Origin of the sequence: Alicyclobacillus shizuokensis NBRC 103103 (assembly GCF_001552255.1) — a bacterium.
GTDB lineage: Bacteria > Bacillota > Bacilli > Alicyclobacillales > Alicyclobacillaceae > Alicyclobacillus_G > Alicyclobacillus_G shizuokensis.
This window is the reverse complement of record NZ_BCQV01000028.1, coordinates 20,877-37,118: the sequence shown is the minus strand read 5'-3', so window position 1 is coordinate 37,118 and position 16,242 is coordinate 20,877. Positions and strand designations below refer to the sequence as shown.

Here is a 16,242-nt window from a genome sequence, read left to right as displayed (position 1 = left end):
TCGCTCCCTATTGGAACTCGCGGGTATTCACCCGGATTTGGTGATAGTAGATGAAGGACAGGGCCCAGATGTTGTGCGGGAGCTGCAGGAAGAATGGGGGATTCCTATCTGTGTCGTGGCCAAGCGCGTCACCCTGCAGTTGCGGCGGCGTTTCCCTCGGGTTCGGGACATGGTATCCGACGCGCAGTTGCTCGACTTTCTGAGAGAACAGGCGGAAAAGCTGGAGCCGCACAATGAACCGAGCGAGACATCGCTTGCGAAACAAATGCCCTCCTCTTCACAGGCGGAATCGAATCTGTCTACGGAACGGGGGCCACAAACCAGGGTTTCCAGCGACAGAAAAGCATCCACCCGTCCCGCTTTGTCTCTGCAATCACCGGGGAAGCCCTCGGTACAAAGTTCGGGAACTCCAAAATCAAAACCGGTCCTGACACTCTCTCGAAAGTCAGTTGGGAGTGAGGTAAAGGCCGCGGGGAACGAGTCATCAACTTCTCCCGCATCACAGGTATCGGCATATTCCTCCATTCCGGCAGGCTCACCGGTTCCATCGGAACCATCGGAGCCCCTGGAACCCCCAACGTCACGGGGCACCCAGGAGCCGATCCCAACGACGCGCCACACAGTCCGGCAAGAGATTCGTGGGGGGCGGAGCCGGAGAGCGAGAATCTTCGCCATCGGACCCCTTCGTAACACCGGGGGTGGTGCGGGCAAGACCGGATTCGTATTCAACTTTGCCGCGTATGCCGCCAAGCGGGGCCTGTCTGTGCTGGTGGTGGATCTGGATCCGAATGGGGTGTTTGGCACTCTCGCTGATGCCGAGGGGGAATTGAACGTCGCGCATTGGCAGCACCTGATGGAACAAAATCCCGATGCTCACCTGACGGAGCGGGCCGTCCTGGATAGTGTCGAGCATCACCCGGCGTTCGGGTTTTCACTGATCGCGGCGGCGGCCAAGGTGTCTGTCATTTCGACGGAAGTCCTGTCCTGGATTCTCACCCAGACTGCACCGTACTTTGACCTTATCTTGGTGGACAGCCCATCCATGTGGGCGGATCCCATCGTCACCATGATGCAGGAGGCGGATCGCCTGATTCTCATCGGATTGCATGATGCAGCGCAATACCCGCATTACAAGGCCACCCTGGACCTTATTACGAATCCCGCGATGCGGATCGGGGTGCCTCGGGAGCGCATCCGGGTCATTATCAGCCGAGCGTATCTGGGCAAGAACTGGGACGTGGAAATGGAAGAAATCAGCCGCCAGTTGAATATGCCGCTATCCCTCATCATTCCGGAGGACCAGCGTTTTTACGAGTACCGGGAGAATCACAAGGCGATTGTGCTGGAGAAGAAAAACGCCGAGTATTCCAAAGCGGTCATTCCGTGGTTCGATACTCAATTGGCGGAGCTGCGAGAGGTGTCTCAAAATCTCCCAGCTGTAGCGACGGCACAAAGTCAAGACAAAAGCCGTGGCGGGTTTTTCGCACGCCTGTTTGGGGGCGGGAAAAAGACTGCCAAGGTTGCACACTCCTGAGTGGTATTCAGGAGCGGTCAGAAAGGAGATGACACAGCTTGAACCAACCGAAAGTCATGCGCATTACCGCCGTGGTCTTATTGGCGGCTGCGGCGGTCACGGGCGGTTACGCGGTTTATCGTGCACAGCGCACCGAACCCGTGCTCGTGGCCACGCACAACATACCGCCCTACAGTTTCGTGACTTCGAAGGACTTTTCCGTCCAGTACATTCCAGCAGCTGCTGTGTCCTCAGACGCGGTCCACACAGCCAGCCAGGTGAACGGACGCATGACTACACTGGGGATTTTGGCGGGGTCACAAGTGCGGATGGGGATGTTTAGCCAGGCGAATTCGATGCAGGGAATGGTGGATGCCACATCTCAACCCGGCCAGGTCACATTTGGCCTATCCTACAAGCCTGGCTCGATAGATTCCTACGTCGCACCCGGGACTTACGTAGATTTGGCGGCACCCGGTCCCAATGGCAGTGTGCTACATGCAGACCACGTACATGTGCTCTCGAACACCGGTTATAACCAGACGGTGAACAATTCTGGTACAAGCAACAACCAGAATCAAAACGAGATGCTCATCATGACCATCTCCCAATCCCAGTACATGGCCATGGAACAAGCCATATCGGGAGGGAGTGTACAGGTGCTGATGGTTTCTCAACATCAGAAAGGCAACTCAGCCAATAGCAGTACGGCAAACGCGGAAGCTACGACAAGTACATCATCCACTACAGGGGCTGGTAGCTCTTCGTCTTCAATCTCGCCAGAGAACGATGGAACAACCAACACAACAGGCCAGACATCGAGCCAAGCGACGAGTCAAACGTTGTCAAGCTCGAATACGTCCAATCCGTCGAATGCCAGTGCGGGAGGTGCAACACATTGAGCAGTAGCGCTTGGAGAAAAGATCAAGAGCCTGACCTCTTAGCTGAACTGCGCCGAAACAATCCCGTTGAACTGGACAAGCGTATTGAACAGGCGAGAACCATTCGTGAGCACTATCAGTCTAGCAAAAACGGCCACCAGGACCTGGCCTCACTGTTGGAGCGTCAACAGGAAATTCTGCTGGAGTACGCCTATCGAGACCTGGATTACCTGCGGACCAATCCGAGTGAGGATGAGATGCGGGCCCGGTTGACCAAGGCGATTCAGCAGGGTGACGTGGAGCGCCTACCGGTGAAGGCCCACGACGCCATTGAAGCAGTCATCCTTCAGATGTACCATCACGGGATCTTGCAGCCCGTGATGGACGAACACAACACGGACGTTACCGATATATGGGTGTTTGGTACCTACGGAGTGCTGTACCAGGAGAACGGTCAAAACAAGTGGCTGGTGGATGCCCGGGGGAACCGCGTACACTTCAAAACCGCCGAAGACCTGCGCCGTTACGTAGAACGCAAACTGGGGGCGGACTTCCAGCTCGATCTGTCAGCACCCAGCGTCAACGCGATTTTCCCGGACGGGTCCCGGATTTTCTACCGGGACAAGGCCTGTGGGTTTTCCACCTGGTGCGACGGCGAGTACGTGCTGTTTCGCAACGAACCCATTCTCGTGATTCGGCGTTTCGGACATCCTTGGACGCTCGACGAGCTTCAACAGACCGGTATGTTTACGCCCCGGATGCGGGATTACCTCGCGCTGATCCCTCAGGTTCGGGATTCCTTCTTGGTGGGTGGCACCACCGGAACAGGCAAGTCAACCTTGCAAAACGCGATGATGGCTTACATTCCGCAGGACGAACTGACTTGGGTATTGGAGGATACGCCGGATGCCAAGGTGCTCGGCGGCTTTTACGGGCGCATGTGGACCCAGGAGGCGAATGGGGAGGGCAAAGGAGAGATCACCATCGAGAGAAACCTCTTTGACCTCAAACGCATGAACCCGCAAAACGCCATTGTCGGCGAGATGCGAGACGGACCGGCGGCGATGCGGGCGACGGATGTGGCCATGATGACGTCTGGGCTGTTTTCTTCCACGATTCATGCAACGAGTCCTGAGAAGATGATCCAGGTGTACGTGAACATGCTCATGTCCTCTGGGGAAAACCCCAAATACGAGCGAGCGCTGGACCTTTTTGTAGCCTCCTTTCAGCAGTTGATTTCGGTCGAGCTGGTCAAGACCAAGCACCCCGACGGGTCGGTGCAGGCGAGACGGCTCGTGACAACCATTGGCGAAGTCGAGGAGGCGGATATCAACCGTGTGTACTGGCGGCCGGTATTTGAGCGCCAGTACCGAACTCGGAAAGTGGTGTTTCACGGGCTGTCTGACCGAATGCTGGACCGCGCGTACAAATACGGGATCGATATCCCGGAGAGCTTGTTAGAACCGGGAGAAGAAGACTTTTAACCGAAGGGAGGTGTTCATGGTGCCGACGGCGCTGGCAGTGGGAGCCCTAATCTTTTTGTCTGGAGTGTTTTGGTGGGGCGCAAGAGCTGCAGAGAAGCGTGCAGTCCTGCTTCGTACGCGACAGTTCTTCGGGGACTTGCTTCAGGTTCAGAAAAAGACTTCCTTTTGGCAACGGTACCTCACCACTCTTCAAACCGATCTGAATCGCATTGGCCTGAAGGTGGACGTCTACCGTTACGCGCGCTACGTACCCATCGCAGGACTGGTGTTCATCGGGATCAGCCGTCTGGCTTTTGGAGTGCCCCTATGGTTGGGACTTACAATGGTCGTCCTTCTCGTGCTTTTGCCTCGTCAGATTGTGGCGGAATTGTCCAATCGCTATGTGGTCAATTTGCGGAAGCGTCTCTTGATGGATGTCATAAACCCAGGTATCCACGTCCTGCACACAGGTTCCATTGAGGACGCCTGTGAGGAGATCGAGCGAGAAACGACATCCCCCATGATCCGTCGCGAGTTTAAGTATATCAACGAGCTGGGAAGGGCGCCGGGAGACATGAGTGTGGCAAAAGCGATGATGATTCGGGCGCAAGAATTGCACATTCCTGAATTTGAAACCTTGGCGGTGCTCACGTATGAAGGTCAACGTTATAATGCTTCACTTCCGGACCTGTGGCGAGATACCAGACAAGCATTAGCCGAAAAAATACAGACGCAAAATGCGATCCTTTCGGAGATATCTATCTATCGATTGATAGCCATTGGATTATTTCTCGCCATTGTCGCGGTGGCCACAGTGGGCTACCGGCCTCTGCACATCCACGGGATCATGCAAATTGGTCTTTTCATCACACTGATCTCGTCGTTTGTCGGGGTCTCCCAAGTGGCGAAAACGACCAATCTCGACGGATAGGTTGCATCGAAATTGCATTTTTTTGCGCTGAATTTCTGAGACGCTGGAGACGTGAAGTCTTGACGCAGATGAAAGGAGGGATATGTCCTGCAGACGGCGATTTTGGTGGGAGTGCTGATCTTCGCAGCCGGGCTGTTGTGGCTGTGGGAGAACCAATGGCAACGCCGGCGCATGCAGAGAAGAACCCGGGATGCGTTTGAAGCCCGCGGCCGGGCTCGGGATCGGCCCAGGAAATGGCCTTTGGCGTGGTTCCATCCCCGCTATGCCCGTTGGCTTGCACAGGCTGGTTCCAAGCGTACCCCGGAGAGACTCGAACAACAACAGTGGCTGTTCGGTGTGGGTACAGTTGCAGTCATCCGGGTGTTCACAGGAAGCTGGCTGCTGGCCCTGCTGTTAGGGATCATCGCGTTCTTGTACCCGGTTTTGCAGGTTCGGGCCAAGGCCAAGGCGGTGGCAAAGAGCATCGCGGCGGAAATGCGGTTGATGATTCTGCTGCTAAAAATCTATGTCAACGCCGGATTAAGCAATGTACAGGCCTTGCGTCTGGTGGAAAGCTACCTCAAAGGTCACCTACGTCGCATTGTCCACGATGCCCGATCTCTGATGAGCCAGATGACGTTCGAGGAGGCTATGCAGGTTGTTGCACAGCAGTCTCCGAGTGAGGAATTGGAGGTGGTGGCGAAAGCGCTCAAACAAGGCGCTAAGCACGGGGCCGAGATTTCCGAGACCCTGAGTCAGGCGATTTCGGAGATCAATCATGAAGATGCTCTGCGTCTTGGGAGCAAGCAACGCAACACGAAAACGGCTGTGTACATGAAGTTCATGTTGTTTTTTGTCAGTCCGTTCATCCTGGATGTCATGCTCTTTGTATGGGGGTTGGTGAAAAATGCGGCCGGGCAAATGTGATTTCTATCACCTTCGGGCCACTTTCGAGGATATCACCGGAAGGGCCTGGTTGTTTTTGGCCATACTTGTGGCGATTGTCTTGGTTTTGGGCCCGGTCGCAATCCATGTGGTTCAAGGGGTTTTAGGTTCGAGTGTCGATACGGTTTCGTCTCGTTTCCAAATTCCCTAATGTAGGAGGAATTTACGTATGGTGCAAGCTATGAAGGGGTTTTTCAATCGTCAGGTATTCCGGTGGGTTGTCTGTGAGGGACGGTTGCCTGCCAGCCTTGAGGACATGACGGGTAAGGCCTGGATTTTCGTGGCCGTCATCGCAGCGGTGCTCTTGGTGTTTGGTCCTGAGGCCATCAGTTTGGTCAAGGGTGCCGTTGGCTCCAGCTTGAACACAGTGTCCCAAAATTTCAGCTTCCCGACGAATTAACGCATCAAAGGGGACCAAGAGATTGGGACCGGCCGGGAATCCCCCGGGATTTCGCCGGGGGACCTCGGAGAGGGTTGGTGCACATGGACGACGATTTTCTGACCAAGATGCTGACGTTAGGCTTGTGGTTAGTGGTGGTGGTCCTGGTCTTTGTCATCGGTGTCCCGTTGGCGCACGCGGTATCCGTGGTGGATACCGCGTGTTTTCAGGCAACACAAATGGCCCAAACCGGATCGGAATCCGCGGACGTGGTACAAGAAGCCCAGACCGTCATCGAAAGTCAGATGCCGACTCAACTCGATGGGACGGTGCTGTTCGACCCAGCGCAAGATATCCAGGTGGTGGACTTGGGGCAGGGGCAGGAGAAAATCTCCGTTATCTATGAAGTTCCGGTGTTTGGGCCTATTGTCCGTATGTTTGGGTTCGCCGGACCGACCCTCCCTGTAACGGACACCAAGACCGTGACCGTGAGCAGCGTGGCGGATGAATGGGTGCCGTATTCCCAATAGATAGAAGGGTGGTGAAAAACCGTGAATACCCTGCTCACACGCGTGTTTTGGACGTTCGTGACCCTTTTGGGGTTAGTCGGGGTCTTGTTTTTGCTCATGTTTGAGCACACCGCCAACGTGGTGGAAGCCGCGGCTTCCGCAGGCCTGTCAACGGCCGCGATTACCAGCGACACTGACGCCGTAAAACAAGCCGTGGTGCAGAACATCGAGGCAGCCCTCCCCTCAGCCGGGGGGCTGTTTGATCCCAATTCGGACGTCTCGGTGACAAAGACGGATCAAAACCAGGAAGTGAACGTAGCGGTCACCTATCATATGCCCGTCTTTGGCGCGATGGAAAGGAACTTCGGGCTGAATCTCACGATACCGATCACCCGTGGTGGGGTTCAGGCGCTCGACTACGCTCACAATGGTCTGCATGCGGTGTTGACCGATTCGCCTCCCGGCAAAATCGGAATCACGAGCGTTACTTTGCAGGTTTCCGGGCAGGATCTGACGATGGACATCCAAGGCCAGGGATTCGGTTCTCCGCCGGCCGGGGTTCCTGGGACCACTATGGGCGACTTTCTCACCTTTCAGGACGATACCCAGGGATGGCAGGCAGGCCCGGTAACCAGCGGACTTGCGATCACCTACAGCAGCTGGCAGGACAACGAAATCAAGATCTCGGGCATTCAGAACTTTGATAAAGGCACCGAGGTCATCCGTCCCGGTGACAACTGTGAGATCACCGTGAATACGGCGAACGGATCCACGACGTACTATTTTGTGGCCAATCCGTCCGGCACAACCCAATACAGCGTGCAATTAGGCTGGAAACAAAGTGGACAAAGCGATGTCAACTACACTTCTGCTGTCAACCCGACTCGAACTTCCATCCTGCTGGTTGCCAGCAGCTCGATCCCGGGAGACGGAACCAATGGAGTGGGAATCTACGATGCAACGGATGATCAGTATCTGACTTGGACAGGATCCGGAGATACCGCATCTTTTCAGGTCAACAGTGGAACTCCCGATTCTCACAGCTATATTGCCTATTACGGTCCGGAGGGCCAAATCGACCAGGCGATCGCGCTGAGCAACAATCTCAGCGTAACGTGGTCAGATGACACTCAACATCTCCAAGCTGTCATGTATCCCACTGCGGACGGTGGCCAGTTCATTGATATCTTCGGGAAGGACTTGACCAACTGCGTGGTGACAGGCACAGGGCTCTCCAATCAAACACAGATTTCTGCCAACGAGGTGCAGGTGCAGGCTGCTAGTGCCGACGACACAAGCGGGGTGGTGACGCTCAGTGACGGGACACAAGTGCCGTTTACGGCTGAAGCATATTAGGAGCTATATGAAGGGAAAGAGACTTCGCGGGGATCTGGAGGACACAGTAGTCTACACGCTGTTCTCCATCCCCTTGACCCTGTTTGCGATCTGGTTTGCCGTGGATACCTATCAAATGGTACATGTGCACAATTTGGTATACGACGCAGCAAAAGCGGCAGCAGTCAGTGCTGCCACGCAGGCACAGTACAGTACCGTGTCGGAACAAAACGGAATCGGGTTCACTTCTGACGTAAATGTGAGTCAGGCAACTACCATAGCGAATCAAGTATTTCAGGACCAGGAACAAAAAGCTGGTTTGGATCAAGTCATTCAGGTGCAAAGCGCTGAGGTGTCCTTTCCTTCCCCGGCTCATGCTCAGTACACCGTCACGGTATCGTACACCCCGCAAGGTATTTATGCAGCGACAGATTTGATAGTCGGTCTATTGGGTCACACTGCGTTTCCGGATCCGCCACCCATTACGTGGACTGTGTCACCGGTGGCTGGACTCCAGGGGCAAACAGTGAGTTAGAAAAAGAGGTGACCGCGATGTACAAGTCAACCGCTTCACGGTTAAAGCAAGGGAATCTCATCGCCGAAGCCCAATGGTTCGACAGGCTGACCCGCTGGTTGTCGCTTCTGTTTAGCGTGTACAGCCCCTTGTACAACGTCATGGCTTTTTTGGAATGGTTGATGTTGCGCGTTCGCGGACGAGTCGTACTTTTGCTAACTGTGCCAGTCCTCGAGGGTGTCTCATTGTTCGCGCCGTCGACCGTCCAAGAACCAATCCTCGCAAGTATGGGAGTGATTCTTCTCCTGGCTTTCATGCTTCAGGTGGCATGGGCACGGGCCATGGAACATTACACGCTATCCCTATTGGCGTGCTATCCTCTGCATCCGGCCTTGCGTTCCCGCGTATGCCGCTTCACAGGGTACACCCCCGGGGGCGATCTCTATGAGGTGCATGTATCACCAAAAGCGTTCAAGGCCATTGAGTCCGATCATCGCGAGATCATACGTCGGACACAACGGGATGCTGAAAGGATCACACTTCATTGTGCCGAGCGATCCCGGCAGTTCGCTATTTCCGGTGTCACCTACACGGGCGGTTTTGGGCGGGTAGGTTACCATGCCGTGCAACACCTGTTGCAAGAGGCTTGGTGTGGTCGGTTCCCTCCCCGCTTCGGCCAGCGGTTGTTGTATCCCGGGAAGAGCTGGTCTGGGTTTGTCTGGGTCAACCGGTGAGGAGCAGCACGACGAATCCTGCATCGATTTTGCATTTTTCCTCTCCGTCGCTTTGCGATACTGGGCTTGACAAGGAGTTCGACGGAGAGGAGATGCAAAGGAATGCGCAAGGAAACCAAGATTGCTGCTCTGGCCGGGATGGCCGTCCTGCTATTGGGTGGGGGCACGGTGCTCGGGTTTACCGCCAGTGGCAGTCACAAACCGGCCCCGGCACCGCCTCAAATGAAAGCACAGCCCACTTCATCTGCTTCGTCCACTTCAAAAAGCCCAAAACCGTGGCCTCTGAAAAAACGGGAACGCATCTTAAAGTCTGGATCGGCTAAGAAATACTATGCGGTTCCTGTTCGAGATCTCAATGGCAAGTCCTTGACACTTAGCGTTAAAGACCATCCAATCGTGTTCGTTTCCGACTGGGATACGGACATCCTCTCTCAACTGTCAACTCAACACAATTATGCGAATCTGCCTGATGTCGTGGTGACTTGGCCGCAGAAGGGCGAGTCGCTCCAAACAGCCGGCCAAAAGGTCCAGCAAGTCATGAAAAAACTTGGCCTGACTGAACCTGTGTACACCTTGGTGTCGTCTCAGACCAGCCAGCCAGCAGACCAATGGATCACGGGAGTACCGGACACGTACGTCTTGAACAGTAAAGGCCAGGTGGTAGAGATTCCGGGGCCACTTCCACAAAACCAAGTCAAGGATTGGAGTCAGGTATTCAGCAAGAATTGGAGGGGATAAAACCATGAAGATCGCAGTGGACTTGGGCAATCGGTACGTGAAGGCCATGTCAGAGACAGGAGATAAGGTGATGTTCCGGTCTGTAGTGGCCAACGGCCGCCGCCGGACTGTGTACTCTCTTTCCGGCAAGCCGTCAAAACCTGAGGATGTCCTTCAAGTGAGGTTATTTGAAGACGATAAGACGAGAGATGTGTACGTCGGCAAGATGGCGGAGCGATTTGGAGCTTTGCCGGAGTACGTATTCGGACGAGACCGGTTTGCTAGTGAATCTGCGGAGGTGCTGGTATGGGCGGCGCTGGGATTCCTCGCCCGACCGGAAGAACCGGTGGACCTGGTGATTGACTTCCCGTACTCCCAATATCCTGTCGTCCAGTCGGACTTCGCCGCGCGACTCCAGGGGGCGCAAAAGGATCTCGAGATCGTGGATGGAGAACGAAAACACCTCACGATCCGATCGGTGAAGACCTATCCCCAGAGCTTGGTGGCCGCTTACGCCTTGGCGCCGGAACATCCAGAGTTCGCAGACGAGGACGGATACATCGCCGTGGTCGACATCGGCGGAGACACCACAGACGTGGTGGTGATCGAGGTATCGGGCTCAGAGATGCTGATTCATGAAGAACTCTCCGGCACTCTCCCTCATGGCACCAGGGACTTGACGGTGGCCATTCGTCGGGCCTTTGAAACGAAGACCGGAGAGATGCTGGAGCCGGATCTGGCCGACCGGGCGTTGGAGCGAGGTTCCATTTTTTACAACAACCGGACGTGGAGCTTCGAGGACGAAGTGACCGAAGCGAGACTGGCCCTCGCTCGCAGTATTCAGTCCCAAGTAGCTGACTTGTGGGGCTCGAAACGCAACCGAGTGCGCGCCGTGTTTTGGATCGGGGGTGGGGCACAGGCGCTCGGTCAGGCATTGGCCGGATTTCACCCCCATGAGGTGTTCGTGAAGGACGCACAGTGGGCCAATGCCAGAGGATGTTTGAAGGCCGTTACGGTTCACATCGCTGACGAGAGTCGGAATCTGGACAGACAGCCTGTAACATCTTCTTCACTACAGGCCAAGGTTCATCCCGAGACGGGGACGGATCACAGTTTGGCCAAGCCAGACGCATCCTCATCTGCCCCAGAGCCGCCTGTACAAGGATCTGAGGAGCGGACCCAGGAACCTACTAAGGCCGCGGAAAAACCGACACTGGCGAATGCCTCGGTGTTCGATTCCAAACCGAAGGTGGAACCGCAAAAAGCGGAGGAAACCATCGCGATAGGAGTCGACGGGCACACGTCCCATAATAAACCACACATCCCGGCTCGTTTTCGAGAAGGGCGTGCCGCATGGTAAGTCGTCCGTTGAGAAGAGCTGCCTTTGGGGCGGCTCTTTTGGCCCTATTCGTGGGATGGTACAACATTCCCTTTTCCATCGAGGATCCGATTTGGTCGAATCTCATCGGAGAGTGGATCGTTGTACACCATCAGATTCCCCACCAGGATTATTGGACTTGGACCGCCTATGGACAAGCATGGACGCCGCAAGAGTGGGGGTGCGAGGTACTACTCTACCTAGCTGACCATTGGCTCGGGATTCGCGGTGTCGTTGGCATGATGGCACTCATCTCCACAGGCACCTGGTGGACATTGGCGGAGCTATTGGAACGTCACCGCGCGGCGTATCCGCGTGTCATCGCCTTTGTACTGGCAGTTCTCTCCCTGCCTTGGGATCAGATTCGAGCGGAAACGTTCTCCTATCTGCTGTTTGCGCTGTTTGTGATGCAGGTGGAACGGTTCCGCGACGATGCAAAGGTACGCCATCTCGTTTGGTTGTTGCCAATGATGCTCGCATGGGTGAACCTACATGGCTCGTTCATTCTTGGCATTGGGTTGGTCGTGTGGGCCGGTGTGGCCGATCTCATACCGGACTGGGACTGGGGATGGATTCGTCATCGGCCGCAAAGGAGACAAGCTCGACCCCTGCTGATAACCGCTGTGGGGCTGATTGTGGTGAGCCTGTTCAACCCGCAGGACTGGCACTTGTACTCCTTTACAGTCTGGTTGTCAGTAAGGTCCCATGTCTCTCAATACATCATGGAATGGCAACCACCCGTAGCGACTGAGTGGTATACCGCCGCGGCCATCGTCGCACTGGGTACGGGTATTGTCGCCCGGTTGTCTTCCAAGGAGCCTGTGAGCTTCTTCCGGACTGTGTGGTCTGTGGGCATTCTCGTGATGTTCTTACACGCCGTTCGTTTCGGCTCGTATTTCCTGATCGCCTTGCCTTGGTTTTTGGCTCCAAGCGCATCGTTTCCGAGGCTCCCCTTTCAGGCTTGGAGTCGGCCATTGGCTTTCGGATTGGTGCTTGGGATGACTGGCTTTTTTGTGCGGGAAGGTCTTACTGTGCATGGCACCCTGCGTTCGCATGCGGCGCCGGTGTTATATCCAAAAGCTGTACAGGTTGTTGAAGAACTCCACCGAGAACACCCAAGCTGGCGGTTGTGGAACGACTATGACCTCGGAGGCACGCTCGAAGCTGCAGGTGTGCCAGCCAGTGTGGACGGACGAACCGAATTGTACCTATCAAATGGAGTCATGAAGACCTACTACGATTCGGAATACGCGAGGCCCGGGACGCTTAGGGACCTGCGGGCGAAGGGAGTCGATTACGTTCTGATGAACAAAAGCGCGCCACTAGTGGAACTGTTGAAGACATCGCCGGACTGGAAAACGGTATATCAAGGCAAGCATTACGACGTGTTCGTCCGAAAGGAAGCTCTCGCTCATGCTTAGGTTTGTGCTTACCGTGCTCGTCGGCTTGATTGCGTTGGGCGTGGCCGCCGTGGAAGACCGGATGAGTTACACCATTTCGCTACCTGTCGTATTAGTGGGCGGAACTTCCGGGATGGTATTGGCGGTGGTATTCGGTGGTTGGCGTGGGTTGTGGTGGTCCTTGGCCGGGATTGCCTTAGGGCTCTTTTTGGGGGCGACCTTCTCTTTATTCCTTCGCATGGGATGGGGAGACACTCTTTTATACGGCATGATTGGGGCCATTTTTGGCCCCTCCGTGGTTCTACTTGCCTTTGCGGTCACCAACGCGCTCGTGCTCATGCGTTTTCTGTTACCTGTAATCAGACGACAAAGAGCAAGGATAGCGGTGGCACCGTATATTCTACTGGGTACTCTGGGTGCCGTGGCATGGTCGCACATGTTGTAGGAGAAACTTGCATCGTTTTTGCATTTTTGGGCGGAAACATTGGGCGGACAATGAGCTTGCACAGCGCACTAGAAAGGGGGCGTTAGTCCTGGAGAGGACGGAGCAAGAGGAGCTACGAATCTTGCGCCGAGTGGTTGCTCACAAACAGGCAAAAGTCACGAAAAACCCCGTGGTTCGGGTGGAATCAAGAATGGACGGTGTGCGAGCGGAATATCGGGTCACCCTGATCCTCTACGAGGTACCGCCGCCAGATGGAGTACAAGCAAAGGAACTGGCAAACGTGGCAAACGTGGCGCTTCGTCGGGCGCAAGATCACTGTCGAAAATTAGGGTACTCAAAGGTGCTAGGTGTGCGGTTCAACGGGAAGACATGGGAAGCCAAATTGCAAGTTTGAGCAGAGGGGGAAATGAATATGGATGGAATTCCAGTTTATCTGAACATCACTGCAGAAGGAGCGCGGATCAATCCCCAGCAGTTTGATAGCGACGAACACGCTCTGATGATGTTTATGTCCTGGCGTAGCAACGATACGGTTGTACAAGCCCTCGTAACCGGTTCCGAACGGATCAAGTATTACTTGAATAAGGCGGATGGGCAAGAATGGCATGAGGAAGAATCGCTGATGATTCGGTTTGGACCTCTAATTGGCCATGTCCCGCTTTCAGAGTCGGGTTTACCAAGCGCAGATCGATTCACCCGTTATTACAATCGGTACATTGCAGTCATGCCGGACAGATTTAATCCGGGTACCGGGGAACGGCCCATTCTGCTGTTTTCACGGCAGAGAGCCCAAGAAGCCATGCAGAATGCGAATGTGTCGAAAATCACGCCAGGAACAACCTGGACAGGGGTGATTTACAGACGATTACCTCGCGGATACATGGTAAATGTAGGAGGTTTCCCGACATGGTTGCCGCTTTCGTTGGTGGATTTTAATGTCGTCAAACCTCGAGAGTTGCAGATCGGAGAAATGGTCACTGTTAAAGTTACGGATCAGCGTTCCGGAAATACCATTGTCGTTTCTCGGAAAGACGCAATGGAAAATCCGTATGATCTGCACAAAGGGAAATACGTTCGTGGAGGCAATGTGCTTGCTCAAGTTCGCGTTTTGCGTGGCCCAAATGGGTATGCCGTACTACATGACGGCGTAAATGTCCGGTTCCGGCGAGGTGGGGAACGTGAAATGTTAAGAACAGGGACTTGGGTAAATCTTCGTATTACCGGGCATAACGACGAGGAAAAAGTCCTGATTGGGACAGTGCTAGATGTGGTGCCAGAACCGGTTGCTTAATTTGTCTGAGGATAAGTCGATGATTCAAAAGCGAGCGACGGATCAATGAGTTGCCGTCGCTCTTAATCTATCAGTTTCGGCGATTTAATCGACAGCTCAATATTTTGCGTCGAGCGAGGTGTTTTCAAAGTGCATTGGGTAGTATTTGCGCTGGACGCGGTCACGAGTGACATTCTTACGCCCGTGCGTTGGTTGTGGTCCGTCGGATTTGTGTCTGGAATCCTTCTCTGTGTTCTCGCAAGGAGTTGAGGCGTTGACCTTCCTCCCCAGGGCTAAAGCCAGGGGATTCCAACCCTCACGAGTTGGGGTTCCTGCTTCAACGAGACAGCCCAGGGGATAGCTTGATTATCATGACGCGCCGTAAGACCCCGAGCTTTAGCTCTGGGGATATAAGGCGCTCGCCGCAAGGCGAATATATGTTCCAGTTACACGAAATGCGATATAATGTAAGTATGCTGAAGAAAAGAGCCTACCGATACCGTTTCTACCCAACAGAAGAGCAGAAGCAAATCCTCGCCAAGACGTTTGGTTGTGTTCGCTATGTCTACAATTGGGGTTTGCGTCTCAAAACAGATGCCTATTACAACGAAGGGAAACGTTTGTATTACAAGGATTTGTCTGCTCAACTGACGGTATTGAAACGGCAACCTGAGACGGTATGGCTCAATGAAGTATCCAGTGTAGCGCTTCAACAAGAATTGAGGCACTTGGATCGCGCCTTTCTCAACTTCTTTGAAGGCCGTACCAAGTACCCGAAATTCCACAAGAAACGTGGTAAACAGTCTGCTACATTCGCATCTTCTGCGTTCAAGTGGGATGGTCAAAACCTTTGGATCGCCAAGATGTCTGATCCACTTGACATTCGATGGTCACGCCGCTTTGTTGGTAAACCCTCTACAGTCACTATCACAAAAGATGCGGCGGAACGGTATTTTGTTTCTATCTTGGTTGAAGAAGAGATTGAACCGAAAGCGCCTGTTCAATCTCAAGTAGGAATTGACTTGGGCCTTTTGGATTCCGTGATTCTTTCTACAGGACAAAAGTTCGGCAACTCTCGTTTCTTCCGTAAGGACGAGAAACGACTGGCCAAGGCGCAACGAAGCCTGTCGCGCAAACAGAAAGGATCTCGGAATTGGGAAAAGGCTCGTATCAAAGTTGCCCGCATCCATGCCAAGATTTCGGATCGGCGCATGGACTTCCTGCATAAACTCACAACACGTTTGGTGAACGAGAACCAAGTCATCTGCGTGGAGAGTTTGCAGGTCAAGAACATGCTTCGCAATCACCATCTCTCAAAAGCCATTGCGGATGTGGGGTGGGGCGAACTGATACGGCAACTCGAATACAAAGCCGATTGGTACGGTAGAACACTCGTAAAAATTGACAAGTTCTATCCATCCAGTAAACGGTGCTCTGATTGCGGCCACATCATACCTAAAATGCCTCTTTACATTCGGGAATGGACGTGTCCTGAATGTGGAGAGAAACACGACAGGGATGTAAATGCTGCACAGAACATCTTAGCCGCCGGGCTGGCGGTGTTAGCCTGTGGAGAGGCCGTAAGACCTGGGCGTAAGCTATCTGCGAAACGCTAAGGCAAGCCTCAAGGAAGCAGGAAATCCAGCGCGTGAGCGTTGGAATCCCCCGGCTTTAGCCGTGGGGAGGAAGTCAACGCCAGTAAGATCCCCATTGTGGGGATCTTACGCGGTTTGAGCCGCAGCCAGCAACTCCCCCCAGGTCTCACGATCTATCGACAGGCTAACACCGCAGGCCCTGCGGCTATGAGGTAATTGTACTCGATTTTTCGCCTAACGGCGAGCGCCTTATA

17 protein-coding genes are annotated in these 16,242 nt (G+C 54.3%); 16 read left to right on the top strand and 1 reads right to left on the bottom strand.

What is annotated here, in order from left to right:
- Positions 1 to 7 precede the first annotated feature (7 nt).
- Complete coding sequence (locus ASH01S_RS19275) at positions 8 to 265, bottom strand: hypothetical protein (RefSeq protein ID WP_067928370.1); 258 nt, start codon at positions 263 to 265, stop codon at positions 8 to 10.
- On the opposite strand from ASH01S_RS19275, the gene ASH01S_RS17975 reads away from it, so the two are divergent.
- The 16 genes from ASH01S_RS17975 (at position 170) to tnpB (ending at position 16,009) form a co-directional block, all read left to right on the top strand.
- Complete coding sequence (locus ASH01S_RS17975; RefSeq protein WP_306302862.1) at positions 170 to 1,534, top strand: CpaE/TadZ family protein; 1,365 nt, start codon at positions 170 to 172, stop codon at positions 1,532 to 1,534. The genes ASH01S_RS19275 and ASH01S_RS17975 overlap by 96 nt on opposite strands.
- 38 nt (positions 1,535 to 1,572) lie before the next feature.
- The gene (locus ASH01S_RS11775; RefSeq protein WP_067928363.1) at positions 1,573 to 2,415 is read left to right on the top strand and encodes an SAF domain-containing protein; all 843 of its coding nucleotides are present in this window, start codon (positions 1,573 to 1,575) and stop codon (positions 2,413 to 2,415) included.
- Complete coding sequence (locus ASH01S_RS11770; protein ID WP_067928362.1) at positions 2,412 to 3,878, top strand: ATPase, T2SS/T4P/T4SS family; 1,467 nt, start codon at positions 2,412 to 2,414, stop codon at positions 3,876 to 3,878. Before ASH01S_RS11775 ends, ASH01S_RS11770 begins: the two co-directional genes overlap by 4 nt.
- Before the next feature lie 19 nt (positions 3,879 to 3,897).
- Positions 3,898 to 4,788, top strand: coding sequence for a hypothetical protein (locus ASH01S_RS11765; protein ID WP_157067110.1), 891 nt, complete (start codon positions 3,898 to 3,900; stop codon positions 4,786 to 4,788).
- 105 nt (positions 4,789 to 4,893) lie between these two features.
- Positions 4,894 to 5,694: a type II secretion system F family protein gene (locus ASH01S_RS11760; protein ID WP_157067109.1), complete on the top strand. Its 801-nt coding sequence runs from the start codon at positions 4,894 to 4,896 to the stop codon at positions 5,692 to 5,694.
- A 187-nt stretch (positions 5,695 to 5,881) separates the two neighbouring features.
- Positions 5,882 to 6,112: a hypothetical protein gene (locus ASH01S_RS11750; protein ID WP_067928347.1), complete on the top strand. Its 231-nt coding sequence runs from the start codon at positions 5,882 to 5,884 to the stop codon at positions 6,110 to 6,112.
- Positions 6,113 to 6,195: 83 nt separating this feature from the next.
- A complete protein-coding gene (locus tag ASH01S_RS11745) occupies positions 6,196 to 6,621 on the top strand; it encodes a hypothetical protein (RefSeq protein WP_067928344.1) in 426 nt (141 codons plus the stop codon).
- Positions 6,622 to 6,642: 21 nt separating this feature from the next.
- On the top strand, positions 6,643 to 7,956 hold the full coding sequence (locus tag ASH01S_RS11740) for a hypothetical protein (RefSeq protein ID WP_067928341.1): 1,314 nt from the start codon (positions 6,643 to 6,645) through the stop codon (positions 7,954 to 7,956).
- A gap of 7 nt (positions 7,957 to 7,963) precedes the next feature.
- Positions 7,964 to 8,470 (top strand): hypothetical protein, encoded by a 507-nt coding sequence (locus tag ASH01S_RS11735; protein ID WP_067928339.1) that lies wholly within the window; start codon positions 7,964 to 7,966, stop codon positions 8,468 to 8,470.
- Between the two features lie 17 nt (positions 8,471 to 8,487).
- Positions 8,488 to 9,183: a hypothetical protein gene (locus ASH01S_RS11730; RefSeq protein WP_067928336.1), complete on the top strand. Its 696-nt coding sequence runs from the start codon at positions 8,488 to 8,490 to the stop codon at positions 9,181 to 9,183.
- A 102-nt stretch (positions 9,184 to 9,285) separates the two neighbouring features.
- Complete coding sequence (locus tag ASH01S_RS11725; protein ID WP_067928333.1) at positions 9,286 to 9,921, top strand: thioredoxin domain-containing protein; 636 nt, start codon at positions 9,286 to 9,288, stop codon at positions 9,919 to 9,921.
- Between the two features lie 4 nt (positions 9,922 to 9,925).
- Positions 9,926 to 11,260 carry a ParM/StbA family protein gene (locus ASH01S_RS11720; RefSeq protein ID WP_067928330.1) on the top strand — a complete coding sequence of 445 codons (1,335 nt, stop codon included), beginning with the start codon at positions 9,926 to 9,928 and terminating at the stop codon, positions 11,258 to 11,260.
- Positions 11,254 to 12,699 (top strand): hypothetical protein, encoded by a 1,446-nt coding sequence (locus ASH01S_RS11715; protein ID WP_157067108.1) that lies wholly within the window; start codon positions 11,254 to 11,256, stop codon positions 12,697 to 12,699. The genes ASH01S_RS11720 and ASH01S_RS11715 overlap by 7 nt, the downstream gene beginning before the upstream one ends.
- Positions 12,692 to 13,123: a prepilin peptidase gene (locus tag ASH01S_RS11710; RefSeq protein WP_067928324.1), complete on the top strand. Its 432-nt coding sequence runs from the start codon at positions 12,692 to 12,694 to the stop codon at positions 13,121 to 13,123. The genes ASH01S_RS11715 and ASH01S_RS11710 overlap by 8 nt, the downstream gene beginning before the upstream one ends.
- Positions 13,124 to 13,535: 412 nt before the next feature.
- Entirely contained in the window at positions 13,536 to 14,414 is an 879-nt protein-coding gene (locus ASH01S_RS11700; RefSeq protein ID WP_067928319.1) for a hypothetical protein, read from the top strand.
- A 350-nt stretch (positions 14,415 to 14,764) separates the two neighbouring features.
- Complete coding sequence (gene tnpB, locus ASH01S_RS11695) at positions 14,765 to 16,009, top strand: IS200/IS605 family element RNA-guided endonuclease TnpB (RefSeq protein WP_217996321.1); 1,245 nt, start codon at positions 14,765 to 14,767, stop codon at positions 16,007 to 16,009.
- Positions 16,010 to 16,242 lie beyond the last annotated feature (233 nt).

Coding starts and splice junctions, on each gene's coding strand:
- ASH01S_RS17975 (WP_306302862.1), top strand. CDS start 170: ATGGTATCCGACGCGCAGTTGCTCGACTTTCTGAGAGAACAGGCGGAA.
- ASH01S_RS11750 (WP_067928347.1), top strand. CDS start 5,882: ATGGTGCAAGCTATGAAGGGGTTTTTCAATCGTCAGGTATTCCGGTGG.
- ASH01S_RS11715 (WP_157067108.1), top strand. CDS start 11,254: ATGGTAAGTCGTCCGTTGAGAAGAGCTGCCTTTGGGGCGGCTCTTTTG.
- ASH01S_RS11710 (WP_067928324.1), top strand. CDS start 12,692: ATGCTTAGGTTTGTGCTTACCGTGCTCGTCGGCTTGATTGCGTTGGGC.
- ASH01S_RS11725 (WP_067928333.1), top strand. CDS start 9,286: ATGCGCAAGGAAACCAAGATTGCTGCTCTGGCCGGGATGGCCGTCCTG.
- ASH01S_RS11700 (WP_067928319.1), top strand. CDS start 13,536: ATGGATGGAATTCCAGTTTATCTGAACATCACTGCAGAAGGAGCGCGG.
- ASH01S_RS11730 (WP_067928336.1), top strand. CDS start 8,488: ATGTACAAGTCAACCGCTTCACGGTTAAAGCAAGGGAATCTCATCGCC.
- ASH01S_RS11735 (WP_067928339.1), top strand. CDS start 7,964: ATGAAGGGAAAGAGACTTCGCGGGGATCTGGAGGACACAGTAGTCTAC.
- ASH01S_RS11720 (WP_067928330.1), top strand. CDS start 9,926: ATGAAGATCGCAGTGGACTTGGGCAATCGGTACGTGAAGGCCATGTCA.
- ASH01S_RS11745 (WP_067928344.1), top strand. CDS start 6,196: ATGGACGACGATTTTCTGACCAAGATGCTGACGTTAGGCTTGTGGTTA.
- tnpB (WP_217996321.1), top strand. CDS start 14,765: ATGACGCGCCGTAAGACCCCGAGCTTTAGCTCTGGGGATATAAGGCGC.